The organism is Nocardia sp. NBC_00565 (genome assembly GCF_036345915.1).
Taxonomy (GTDB): Bacteria; Actinomycetota; Actinomycetes; order Mycobacteriales; family Mycobacteriaceae; genus Nocardia.
Window position 1 is genome coordinate 807,388 of record NZ_CP107785.1, and the last position, 12,297, is coordinate 819,684.

Below are 12,297 nucleotides of genomic sequence, written 5' to 3' on the forward strand. Positions count from 1 at the left end.
AGCGATGGTCGAACATTCTCCGAGGGCCCTGCGAACACCGGGGCCCATGCTCGAATTCCTGCGTGGCCGTGACGTATTGGTGGCCGGTTGGGGCGTCTCGGGTCGCTCGTTGATCGAGCCGCTGCGCGATATCGGCGCCCGGCCGGTGGTCACCGACGGCGGTGCGGCCGCACTGGCCGAAGCGGCCGGACTCGGCCTGGACATCGCCACCTGCACCGAACTGGAGACCGCCGACTGGAGCCGCTTCGCGCTGGTCATCACCAGTCCGGGCTGGCGGCCGGATTCGCCGGTGCTGGCCGCGGCCGTGACCGAGGGCACCCCGGTGTGGGGCGATGTCGAATTCGCCTGGTGGGTCGATCAGGCCAGGATCTACGGCCCGGTCCGCAAGTGGCTGGTGGTGACCGGCACCAACGGCAAGACCACCACCACCTCGATGGTGCATTCGATCCTGCGGGCCGCCGGTATCGCCAGTGTCGCCTGCGGCAATATCGGGCTGCCGATCCTGGACGCACTGCGGCGCAGTCCGGGGCCGCAGGTGCTCGCCGTGGAACTGTCCTCGTTCCAATTGCATTGGGCGCCTTCGGTGCGGCCCGAGGCCGGTGTGGTGCTGAATGTGGCCGAGGATCACCTGGATTGGCACGGCGGCCTCGATGCCTATGCCGCCGCGAAATCCAGGGCGCTCTACGGTCGTGTCGGCGTCGTCGGACTCGACGATCCGGTGGCCGCCTCGCTGGCCCGGCGCAGTAAGGCGCGCCGCACGGTCGGCTTCCGGATCGGCGTGCCCGCCGACGGCGAACTCGGTGTGGTGGACGGCAAACTGCTCGACCGCGCCTTCACCAAGGCCGCGATCCTGGCCGAGGTCGGCGATATCAGCCCCAAGGGACCCGCCGGTGTCGCCGACGCACTCGCCGCCGCCGCGCTGACCAGGGCCATCGACGTCGCACCGCAGTTCGTGCGCGAGGGTCTCATCGAACACAAGGTCGGCCCGCATCGCGCGGCGTTCGTCCGGGAACTGGCCGGGGTCGAATTCGTCGACGACTCCAAGGCCACCAACCCGCATGCCGCGCGCTCATCGATCCTGGGCCACCCGCAGGTGATCTGGCTCGCCGGTGGGCAATTGAAGGGCGCGACGGTCGAGGACCTGGTCGAGGAGATCGCCGACCGGCTCGTCGCCGCCGTGCTGATCGGCGCCGACGCGCCGGTGATCGCGGCCGCATTGGCGCGACACGCGCCCGAGGTCCCGGTCGTCGAGGTCCGCGCGGGAGACCATGCAGGGATGGGTGACGCTGGGATCGATGAGGCCGCGAGCGCCGACGCCGTCATGGTGCGGGCCGTGCGGGCCGCGGCCGGATTCGCCCGACGCGGCGACACCGTACTACTGGCTCCGGCCGCGGCCTCCTTGGATATGTTCGCCGACTACACCCACCGCGGGCGCAGCTTCGCCGCGGCGGTGGCCGCGCTGGAAGACGGGGACATCGGGCGGACGCTATGACCGAGACCCCGCGGCGCGAGCTCAGGGCACGGAGGCGGCAGCGGAGCGTGACCACGGAGGGACCCGGGAGCGCCGCGAATCAGACACCGCGGCGGAACCGGTTGGCGGCAACGAAATTCGGCGCCTGGCTGGCGCGTCCGCTGGCATCGTTCCATCTCGTCGTCACCATCGCCACGCTGCTGACGGTGCTCGGCCTGGTCATGGTGCTCTCGGCGTCGAGCGTGGAGGCGTATGTCGACGGCGGGTCGGCGTATTCGCTGTTCATCCAGCAGGCCATGTTCGCCGCGGTCGGCGCGGTGCTGTTCTATCTGGCGCTGCGCATTTCGCTGCGGCGACTGCGGCAATGGTCGTTTCCGCTGTTCGCGATCTCGGTGCTGGCGCTGTTGCTGGTGCTGATTCCGGGCATCGGCTCGCAGGTGCAGGGTGCGCGGCGCTGGTTCTTCCTCGGTCCGATCTCGGTGCAGCCCTCGGAGATCGTGAAGGTGACCCTGGTGGTGTGGGGCGCGCATCTGCTCGCCTCGCGCCGCTCCGAACAGGCCAGCCTCAAAGAGATCCTGGTGCCGCTGGTGCCCGCCGGTCTGCTGGTGTGTCTGCTGGTCGTGCTCGAGCCGAACCTGTCGACCACCATCGCGCTCGGCATCGTGCTGGCGGCGCTGCTGTGGTTCGGCGGGCTGCCGGTGCGACTGTTCGTCACCATCGCGATCTCGGGCCTCATCGCCGCCGGTGTGCTCGCGCTGTCCGCGGGTTATCGCTCGGACCGGATGCGCGCGTTCTTCAATCCGGGCGACGATCCGCAGGGCATCAATTACCAAGCGCGCCAGGCGTTGTACTCGCTGGCCGACGGCGGCATCTGGGGTCGCGGTCTCGGGCAGAGCCGGGCCAAATGGCAGTATCTGCCCAACGCGCACAACGACTTCATCTTCGCCATCATCGGCGAGGAACTCGGCTTTCTCGGCTGCGCACTGGTGCTCGGGCTGTTCGCGCTGTTCGTCTACACCGGTCTGCGCATCGCGAGCCGGTCGGTCGATCCGTTCCTGCGACTGCTCACCGCGACCGCGACGACCTGGATCACCGGCCAGGCGCTGATCAATATCGGTTACGTGGTCAACCTGCTCCCGGTGACCGGTCTGCAGCTGCCGCTGGTCTCGGCGGGCGGGTCATCGCTGGCGATCACCCTGTTCATGTTCGGCATCATCGCCAACGCGGCCAGGCATGAGCCAGAGGCCATTTCGGCGCTGCAGGCCGGACAGGACGGCCGATTCAGCAGGCTGCTGCGGCTGCCCAAACCGGAGGTGTACTCACCGGCGAAGGCGGATGCGGCGCGGGCGCGCTCGGCCGCCGCCAAGGCCAAGGCCGCCGAGGATCGGGCCAGGGCGGAACGGGCCAAGGCCGATCGGGCCAGGGCCGGAGTGCCGCCCGGCCGACGGACGCAATCGGATCCGGGTCGGCGTCGGGTGCCCGAGAGCCGGGGGACGAGTTCATTGCGGGCGACCAGGGCATGGGAGCCCAGCTATCCGATAAACCATGCGAGAGATCGGGGAAGATCCAGGTGAGTGATGTGCGGCGCCCGGGAGCGGAGCCTGCGCAGCGACCCGGTAGCGCGGAAGCGGAGCTTGCGGAGCGACTTCGCAAACCGCTGTCGGTGATCGTCGCCGGCGGCGGCACCGCGGGACATATCGAGCCCGCGCTGGCCGTCGCCGACGCGCTGAAGCGACTCGACGATTCGATCCGGGTCACCGCACTCGGCACCGAACGCGGGCTCGAGACGAAGCTGGTGCCCGAACGCGGCTATCCACTCGAGCTGATCCCCCCGGTCCCGCTGCCGCGCAAGCCGACCGCGGACCTGTTGCGCCTGCCCAGCCGGGTGCGCGCGTCGGTGGCCAGGACCCGGGCCGTCATCGACGCGGTCGAGGCCGATGTGATCGTCGGCTTCGGCGGCTATGTCGCATTGCCCGCCTACCTGGCCGCGGGCCGGGGTGTGCTCGGCCGTCGGCGCGCGGTGCCGGTGGTGGTGCACGAGGCGAATGCCAAGGCTGGCATCGCCAACAAGGTCGGCGCCCGGCGCGCAGCCAGGGTGCTTGCCGCCGTGCCCGATTCCGGTCTGCGCAACGCCGAGGTCATCGGTATCCCGGTGCGCGGCTCCATCACGTCACTGGATCGGGCGGCGCTGCAGGCCGAGGCCCGCGCGCATTTCGGCCTGCCCGCCGAGGGGCCGGTGCTGCTGGTCTTCGGTGGATCCCAGGGCGCGGTGTCGTTGAACAACGCGGTCTCCGCAGCGGCGCGGCAGCTGGCCGCGGCGGGGGTCTCGGTGCTGCACGCGCACGGCCCGAAGAACACCCTCGACGTCCCGGATTCAGGTGAGGGCGCATCGCGGTATGTCGCCGTGCCGTATCTTTCCCGGATGGACTTGGCCTATGCCGCCGCCGACGCGGTCGTGTGCCGCTCCGGCGCGATGACCGTCGCCGAGGTGTCGGCGGTCGGGTTGCCCGCGTTCTATGTGCCGCTGCCGCACGGCAACGGTGAGCAGGAGCTCAATGCCAGGCCGATCGTCCGCCAAGGGGGTGGCAGAATCGTCCCCGATGCCGAGCTGACCCCCGACTATGTGATCGACGAGGTGATACCGCTGCTGACCGACCGCGCACGGCTGATCGAGATGAGCCTGTCCGCCGCAGGCGCCGGGCACCGCGACGCCGCCGACGAGCTGGCGCGCATCGTCGTGGAGGTGAGCCGCCGGTGACCACCGAAGCCGATGCCCTGCCGCCCGAATTGGCGCGCGTGCACATGGTCGGGATCGGCGGGGCCGGGATGTCCGGTATCGCCCGCATCCTGCTCTCGCGCGGCGGCTCGGTATCCGGTTCGGACGCCAAGGAGAGCCGCGGCGTGCTGGCGCTGCGGGCGCGCGGCGCGCAGGTCCGCATCGGTCACGACGCCAGCGCCCTCGACCTGCTGCCCGGCGGCCCGACCGCGGTGGTCACCACCTACGCCGCCATCCCGAAGACCAATCCCGAACTGGTCGAGGCGAATCGGCGCGATATCCCGGTGCTGCTGCGGCCCACCGTGCTCGCCTCACTGATGCGCGGACATCGCACGCTGCTGGTCTCGGGCACACACGGCAAGACCTCCACCACCTCGATGCTGATCGTGTCGTTGCAGCACTGCGGGTTCGACCCGTCCTTCGCGGTCGGTGGCGAACTCAACGAGGCGGGCACCAATGCCCACCACGGCACCGGTGAGATCTTTGTCGCCGAGGCCGACGAGAGCGATGGCTCACTGCTGCAATACGACCCGGACGTCGCCGTGGTCACCAATGTCGAATCCGATCACCTGGACTTCTTCGGTACCGACGAGGCCTATATCCAGGTCTTCGACGACTTCGCGGACCGGCTGGCCGCGGGCGGTCTGCTGGTGGTGTGTCTGGACGATCCCGGCTCGCGGGCGCTGGCCGAACGGGTCGGTCAGCGGTTGGCGGACAAGAACATTCGCGTACTCGGCTACGGCTCGGGCGAGCTGACCGACGCGCCGGTGCCGGTCGGCGTGCGGTTGCATAGCTGGGAGCCGCGTGATGTCGGCGGGTTGGCCCAGTTCCAGCTCGCCGATGAGGCCGCACCGCGCACCTTGCGACTCGCGGTGCCCGGTCGGCATATGGCGCTGAACGCGATGGCCGCGCTGCTCGTCGCGCGCGCCGCCGGCGCGGATGTCGGCGAAATCATCCAGGGGCTGGAGGGCTTCGGCGGTGTACACCGCCGGTTCCAGTTCGTCGGTCGGGAAAACGGCGTGCGGGTTTTCGACGACTACGCCCACCACCCGACCGAGGTGCGCGCCAACCTCCGCGCCGCGGCCGAACTCGTCGAGCAGGAGGCCCGCGACGGTGCCAGGTCCCGGCAGGGGCGGGTCATCGTGGTGTTTCAACCACACCTCTACAGTCGCACCGCCACCTTCGCCGCGGATTTCGGCGCGGCACTCAGCGTCGCCGACGAGGTGGTCGTGCTCGATGTCTACGGCGCGCGTGAGGAACCGCTGCCCGGCGTGAACGGTGCGCTGGTGGCGCAGGCGGTCACCAAACCAGTGCACTATCAACCGGATCTGTCGCGGGTCGGCCGTCAGGTCGCCGCACTCGCGCTGCCCGGTGATGTGGTGATCACCATGGGTGCGGGTGATGTGACGATGCTGGGCAGCCAGATCCTCGACGGGCTGCGAGCGCGTCCGCAATACGGACGGTGACCCGCGATGCGAACCACGGGTGACTGGTTCGAACAGTGGGCACGGCGGGGTCGTTCCGGCCGCTTTCGACTGTGGAGTTTGCTCGCCGTGTGCGTCCTTACCGTTCTCGCGGTGCTGGCCTGGTTCACCCCGGTGCTGTCGGTGAGTACCGTGCAGATCGACGGATTGGTCGCGGTGTCCGAACAACAGGTGCGCGCCAAACTCGAGATCCCGTCCGGGCGCTCGATGTTGCGCATCGATACCGACGCCATGGCGCGGCGGGTCGCGAGTATTCCGAAGGTGCGCACCGCCCGGGTGCAACGGGTATTTCCGTCGACCGTCAAGGTGACCGTCGTGGAGCGCACGCCCGTATTGTTCTGGGACAGCCCGCAGGGCGCGCACCTGATGGACGCGGAGAGTGTGGAGTTCGCGATCGAGGACCCGCCCATCGGCGTCCCCGAGCTCAGGACCGAGCACCCAGGCGGCGCCGATCCGGTCACCCGCGCGGCGGTCGCGGTTTTGTCGGTGCTGCCTGCGGATTTGACCACTCAGGTGGACAAGGTTGTCGCGCGGTCGATTTCGGATATTTCACTGAACCTGAGCGACGGTCGCACGGTACTGTGGGGTGGAATCAATGACGCGGAACGCAAGGCGGCCGTGGTAATGCCGCTGTTGACCCGCGATGGAACGGTGTTCGATGTTTCGAGTCCGAATCTGGTCACGGTAAAGTGATCCATACCCATTGTGCCCAGGGGATTTTCGATGGAACTGTGACCACGGTGGGAGCAGGACCAGCGAGACCGGGGTTTTGGGGGCAACCGTCCACGATACGGAGTGTTGTGCGGCGAGACGAGAGGGATCACACAAGATTCTGTTACTCGTTTCGGCGCGCCTGCGCGCCTATCGCGGCGGCTGCGAATAGCGTTCCGCAGCAGTCGGATACTTGACATAACGCTGACCCTATGGTTGAGGTTTAGGGTTTGCCCGAGCAGTGGAGCACTTCGTGAAACTGCCGGGCGAAAACAACCGGGGTTTGCACGGGCTGAGTGTCGAGAATCCGAAAACGACAGACTTTAGATCGAAGGAAGGCGAAGGCCCATGACGCCCCCGCACAACTACCTTGCTGTGATCAAGGTCGTCGGTATCGGCGGCGGCGGCGTGAATGCCGTCAACCGGATGATCGAACAAGGACTCAAGGGAGTCGAGTTCATCGCGGTCAACACCGACGCGCAGGCGCTGCTGATGAGTGATGCCGACGTCAAGCTCGACGTCGGCCGTGAACTCACCCGTGGTCTCGGCGCCGGTGCCGACCCCGAGGTCGGCCGAAAGGCCGCCGAGGATCACAAGGACGAGATCGAAGAGGTGCTCAAGGGCGCCGACATGGTCTTCGTCACCGCTGGCGAGGGCGGTGGCACCGGTACCGGTGGCGCGCCCGTGGTCGCCAGCATTGCGCGCAAGCTCGGAGCGCTGACCATAGGCGTTGTCACCAGGCCGTTCTCCTTCGAGGGCAAGCGGCGCGGCAACCAGGCCGAAGTAGGTATCAACCTGCTGCGCGAATCCTGCGACACGCTCATCGTCATCCCGAACGATCGGCTGCTGCAACTCGGCGATGCCGCGGTGAGCCTGATGGACGCCTTCCGTTCCGCCGATGAGGTGCTGCTCAACGGTGTGCAGGGCATTACCGACCTGATCACCACCCCGGGTCTGATCAACGTCGACTTCGCCGACGTGAAGAGCGTGATGTCCGGAGCCGGTAGCGCTTTGATGGGCATCGGCTCGGCCCGCGGCGAAGGCCGTTCGGTCAAGGCCGCCGAATCGGCGATCAACTCGCCGCTGCTCGAGGCGTCGATGGACGGCGCGCACGGCGTGCTGCTCTCGATCGCGGGCGGGTCGGATCTCGGTCTGTTCGAGATCAACGAAGCCGCCTCACTGGTGCAGGAGGCCGCGCATATCGAGGCCAACATCATCTTCGGTACCGTCATCGACGATTCGCTCGGCGATGAGGTTCGCGTCACGGTGATCGCGGCCGGATTCGACGGCGGCGGTCCGGCCCGGCGCACCTTCGAGGCGGGGCGCGGCGCGATCGGTGCCGCCCGAGCCGGTGAGGTCGGCCAGAGCAGCCGCACCAGCGAGGTCGCCGCGTCCACACGTGCCGAAACCGCCTCCGCCGCAGGTCAAACCGGCTCCACTCGGGGCGTGGTGCCCAGCTACCGCGATACCGAACGAGCCCGCACCCTGGCCGAGCCGACGGTTGCACACAACTCGCGCACCCACATCGAGCCGCCGGACACCGACGATGACGACGATGTGGACGTGCCTTCGTTCATGCGTCGCTAGGAAAGAAGTACCCCCCGGGCGCGGATAAGCTCGGGGGTATGACAGCGCCGACGACAGTGACCGTTCGACGAGTGACCACCACCAGAGCGGGCGGTTTCTCGGCGCCGCCGTACGATTCGTTCAATCTCGGGGATCATGTGGGGGACGACCCGGCGACCGTGCAACGGAACCGGGTCCGGCTGGCCGAGGGGATCGGCCTGACGCCGGATCGGCTCGTGTGGATGGAACAGATCCACGGGCGCAATGTCGAAATCATCGATGGGCCACGGAATGCGCCGGTGCCCGCCACCGACGCACTGGTGACGACGGTGCCGGGGCTGGCGCTGGTGGTGCTCACCGCGGACTGTGTGCCGATTCTGCTCTCCGATGACGAGGCGGGTGTGCTCGCGGCCGTGCATGCCGGGCGGATCGGTGCCCGCATCGGCATCGTGCCGCGGGTACTGGACGCGATGGTTTCGGTCGGCGCCCGGCTCGAGCGGATCGGCGCATTCCTCGGTCCGGCGGCCTCGGGTCGTCAGTACGAGGTGCCCGCCGCGATGCGCGCCGATGTCGAGGCGCATCTGCCTGGCAGTGCGACCACGACCGTGCGTGGCACCCCGGCACTCGACCTGCGCGCCGGAATTCGCAGGCAGCTCACCGAGGCCGGGGTCGCCGGGGTGGCGGTCGATCCGCGCTGCACGATCGAGGACAAGACGCTGTTCAGTCATCGCCGTGGCGCGCCGACCGGCCGCATCGCCGGGGTGATCTGGATGCAGGCGCAGGCATGACGGCTCCTGAATCCGTTGCGGCCGAAGTGATGGATGGTCGGACCGCCGAACTCGCGACCAACCTCGCCACCCTGAACAAGCGCATCGGCGCGGCTTGCCATGCGGCCGGCCGGGATCCGGACGAGGTGCGGCTACTGCCGGTGACGAAATTCTTCCCGGCCACCGACGTCGCGATCCTGCACCGCCTCGGCTGCCGGGAATTCGGCGAGTCCAGGGAGCAGGAGGCCACCGCGAAGGTGGCCGAGCTGGCCGCCCTGCCGGAGGTGCGCTGGCATATGATCGGCCGATTGCAGCGCAACAAGGCGCGGATCGTCGCGCGCTGGGCGCATACCGTGCACTCGGTCGACAGCGAACGTCTGGCAACGGCCCTTGACACCGCTGCGCGGGCCGCATTGGACGCCGGGGAGCGCGGTGAACCTGTTCGAGTTCTGGTCCAGGTGAGCCTGGACACGGACCCGGGTCGCGGCGGCGTCGCCCCCGAAGATCTTGTGGCACTGACGGATCGGGTGGCCGCCGCGGCGGGACTCCAGCTCGCGGGCTTGATGGCGATCCCCCCGCTCGACGGCACACCCGACGATGCTTTTGCACGCCTGGCAAGTTTGCACGAGGTGGTCCGGGCGAACCATCCCGACGCGACCGAACTCTCGGCCGGGATGTCGGGCGATCTGGAATCGGCGATCGAACACGGTTCGACCTGTGTGCGTGTCGGTACCGCCTTGATGGGCGCTCGACCGATAACCTCGGCGTAGCAAAGAAACCTCATCAGTCACATTTGACACATATGCTGGGACTGGAGAGGGCTGAGCAAGACTTCAACACCCGGCCGCCACCGGGGCCGAAGGAAGGTCGACCGAAATGAGCGAACGCGACAGCGAGGTGCAGTCATGAGCACGCTGCACAAGTTCAAGGCGTACTTCGGCATGGTTCCGCTCGAGGAATACGAAGACGACTATGTCGCCGAGTCCGCCCCCCGTGGCGTGGACGAGCGTGGCTCCCGTCGGCCCCGGCCCCGTGACTACTCCGAGCGCGCCGGTTACGGCGCGGACCGCTATGCCGATGACCGCTACGACGATGAGCCGGATTACCCTGAGCCCGCGTACAAGTCGCCGTACAAGGCGGGGTACCCGGTGTCCCGGCGCGACGATTACGTCGACGAGCCCTATGTGGACGACCGCTATGACGCGCGGCCGCGTCCCACCCGGATCGATACCGCACCGGCCGCGAGCCGATTCCGTGCGGGCGGTAACGCGCCGATGATGCGGGGAGCCACCAGGGGTGCGCTCGCCGTAGATCCCGAGGCCGAGGAGCGGCGCATGGAGGAGCGCGTGCGCCCCGAGCCCGCTCCCGCACGTCGGCCGGGGATCTTCGAGGACGGAGGTCCCTTGTCCAAGATCACGACGCTGCGCCCGCGCGACTACAGCGAGGCCCGCATCATCGGTGAGCGTTTCCGCGAGGGCAACCCGGTGATCATGGATCTGGTCGACCTGAGCAACGCCGATGCGAAGCGGCTGGTCGACTTCGCCGCCGGCCTGGCCTTCGCGCTGCGCGGATCGTTCGACAAGGTCGCGACCAAAGTGTTCCTGCTCTCACCGGCCGATGTCGACGTCTCGGCCGAAGAACGTCGCAGGATCGCCGAAACCGGCTTCTACAACCAGAAATAGCGCTGTGATCCGGGGGATGTGTTAGACCCGTTGCGTATGGGGCGGACCTTTTCGAGTGACCCGCGAGCAGGTGCTTGCGGTGTGGTCATTTTGCGCGACGCGGATTTTGGGGCAGAGTGAGGCGGTGGCCTTGTTCGCGGTGCTGTACTTCGTACTGTTCATCTTCTGGCTGTTGTTGATCAGTCGGGTGATCGTCGAGTTCATCCGTAGCTTTGCCCGAGACTGGCGCCCGAGCGGCTTCGTCGTGGTGATCCTGGAGGTGATCTTCACGATCACCGACCCTCCGGTGAAACTCCTGAGGCGGTTGATACCCCCGGTGTCATTGGGAGGAATTCGGCTCGATCTGTCGATTATGGTCCTGCTTTTCGTCGTCTTCATCTCGATGACGTATGTGGGCGGCCACGCCGACGGGTAGCCCCGGTGTGACAGAATGAACCGAGAAGATAGCTTGCTAGATCTGCTAGATCTCCAAAAGACGCGTGAAGGGATCCTTCCATGCCGCTGACCCCAGCCGATGTGCACAACGTCGCGTTCAGCAAACCTCCGATCGGGAAGCGCGGCTATAACGAGGATGAAGTCGACGCCTTCCTGGATCTCGTGGAGCAGGAGCTCTCGCGTCTTATCGAAGAGAACGCTGACCTGCGCCAGCGGGTCGCGGAGCTGGATGCGGAACTGGCCGACGCCAAGAAGAACCGGGGTCTGGTCAATGCCAACGCCGTGAAAGCACCGGTGCAACAAGCCCCGCCGCCGCCACCCGAACCCATCAAACCGCCGGTGCAGCAGGCCCCGCCGCCGCCCCCGATGCCCGTCGCCGCGCCGATAGCCAAGGATGCGCCGAGCGCCGATGCGAATCTGCAGGCGGCCAAGGTACTCAGCCTCGCCCAGGAGATGGCGGACCGGCTGACCAGCGATGCGAAGCTCGAAGCGGAGAACCTGCTCTCCAATGCGCGGGCCAACTCCGAACGCCTGGTCGGCGATGCGAGAACTCGCTCCGAGGCCATGATCGCCGATGCTCGACAGAAGTCCGATGCGATGCTCTCGGATGCGCAGACCCGATCGGACAACCAGCTACGGCAGGCAAAAGAGAAGGCCGACGCGCTGCAGGCCGACGCCGAGCGCAAGCACACCGAGATCATGGCGACCATCACCCAGCAGCGCAGCGTGCTGGAGAGCCGGATCGAGCAGCTCAAGACCTTCGAGCGGGAATACCGGGTGCGGCTGAAATCGTACCTGGAGTCGCAGCTCGAGGAGCTGGAGAACCGTGGCTCGGCCGTTCCGGTCGACGGCGGCGAGGCCTTCGTCGACGCCAATACCGCGAACAATCTCGCTCCCGCGTCGTTCGCCAAGGGCGGCAAGTAATCTCGTCATAGAGAGACATCTCCGCTGTAGTTGCTGTCCTAGCAGCTAGAGGTACCGTCGAGCCGCCTGGCATGCCTAGGGGGTCATCATGCTCGTCCTGACGCTCGTCCTTGCCGCGATCGGATTCGCCCTGCTTGTGGCCGCGCTGACCACCGGATCGGTGCTATGGGCCTGGGGTTGCATCCTCGTCTGTGTCGTAGGCGCTGTGCTGTTGTTGGTGAGTGCGCTCTCCATGCGGAGCTCCGACAGCGATGCCACGCCGCCACCCGGGCGGCATGCGAAGCGGTGAACTCTCCACTGCGCGCCTGACCCGACAATCGGGCCTAATATGTGATTTGACCGCTCTGGTTAGAATCAAACATGTAAACGGCGTCGATCCGGTCATCACCGGGGAGTCTTCGGAAGAACGGTGCGCCCGGCGCGCTCAGTAGAACCGAACGGTCGAGCCCGTCACAGCTCATAACGAGAGGTCCAGGTGGTC

Annotated in this window: 12 protein-coding genes; all 12 read left to right on the forward strand. The window is 67.4% G+C overall.

Annotation, left to right across the window (positions count from 1 at the left end; translation table 11 throughout):
* Positions 1-46: 46 nt before the first annotated feature.
* On the forward strand, positions 47-1,492 hold the full coding sequence (gene murD / locus OG874_RS04070) for a UDP-N-acetylmuramoyl-L-alanine--D-glutamate ligase (protein ID WP_330257165.1): 1,446 nt from the start codon (positions 47-49) through the stop codon (positions 1,490-1,492).
* A complete protein-coding gene (ftsW, locus tag OG874_RS04075) occupies positions 1,489-3,045 on the forward strand; it encodes a putative lipid II flippase FtsW (protein ID WP_330253789.1) in 1,557 nt (518 codons plus the stop codon). Before murD ends, ftsW begins: the two co-directional genes overlap by 4 nt.
* On the forward strand, positions 3,042-4,229 hold the full coding sequence (gene murG / locus OG874_RS04080; protein WP_442943281.1) for an undecaprenyldiphospho-muramoylpentapeptide beta-N-acetylglucosaminyltransferase: 1,188 nt from the start codon (positions 3,042-3,044) through the stop codon (positions 4,227-4,229). The genes ftsW and murG overlap by 4 nt, the downstream gene beginning before the upstream one ends.
* 44 nt (positions 4,230-4,273) lie before the next feature.
* Entirely contained in the window at positions 4,274-5,713 is a 1,440-nt protein-coding gene (gene murC, locus OG874_RS04085) for a UDP-N-acetylmuramate--L-alanine ligase (protein WP_330257167.1), read from the forward strand.
* Positions 5,714-5,719: 6 nt separating this feature from the next.
* Positions 5,720-6,424 (forward strand): cell division protein FtsQ/DivIB, encoded by a 705-nt coding sequence (locus OG874_RS04090; RefSeq protein WP_330253790.1) that lies wholly within the window; start codon positions 5,720-5,722, stop codon positions 6,422-6,424.
* 366 nt (positions 6,425-6,790) lie between these two features.
* Complete coding sequence (gene ftsZ, locus OG874_RS04095) at positions 6,791-8,029, forward strand: cell division protein FtsZ (protein WP_330253791.1); 1,239 nt, start codon at positions 6,791-6,793, stop codon at positions 8,027-8,029.
* Between the two features lie 38 nt (positions 8,030-8,067).
* Entirely contained in the window at positions 8,068-8,796 is a 729-nt protein-coding gene (gene pgeF / locus OG874_RS04100) for a peptidoglycan editing factor PgeF (RefSeq protein WP_330253792.1), read from the forward strand.
* Complete coding sequence (locus tag OG874_RS04105) at positions 8,793-9,545, forward strand: YggS family pyridoxal phosphate-dependent enzyme (RefSeq protein ID WP_330253793.1); 753 nt, start codon at positions 8,793-8,795, stop codon at positions 9,543-9,545. Before pgeF ends, OG874_RS04105 begins: the two co-directional genes overlap by 4 nt.
* 135 nt (positions 9,546-9,680) lie before the next feature.
* Positions 9,681-10,457 (forward strand): cell division protein SepF, encoded by a 777-nt coding sequence (locus OG874_RS04110; protein WP_330253794.1) that lies wholly within the window; start codon positions 9,681-9,683, stop codon positions 10,455-10,457.
* 124 nt (positions 10,458-10,581) lie between these two features.
* Positions 10,582-10,872: a YggT family protein gene (locus OG874_RS04115; RefSeq protein WP_330257168.1), complete on the forward strand. Its 291-nt coding sequence runs from the start codon at positions 10,582-10,584 to the stop codon at positions 10,870-10,872.
* Between the two features lie 80 nt (positions 10,873-10,952).
* Positions 10,953-11,816: a DivIVA-like cell division protein Wag31 gene (wag31, locus tag OG874_RS04120; RefSeq protein WP_330253795.1), complete on the forward strand. Its 864-nt coding sequence runs from the start codon at positions 10,953-10,955 to the stop codon at positions 11,814-11,816.
* An 88-nt stretch (positions 11,817-11,904) separates the two neighbouring features.
* Positions 11,905-12,105, forward strand: a complete 201-nt coding sequence (locus OG874_RS04125; RefSeq protein ID WP_330253796.1) for a hypothetical protein — start codon at positions 11,905-11,907, stop codon at positions 12,103-12,105.
* Positions 12,106-12,297 lie beyond the last annotated feature (192 nt).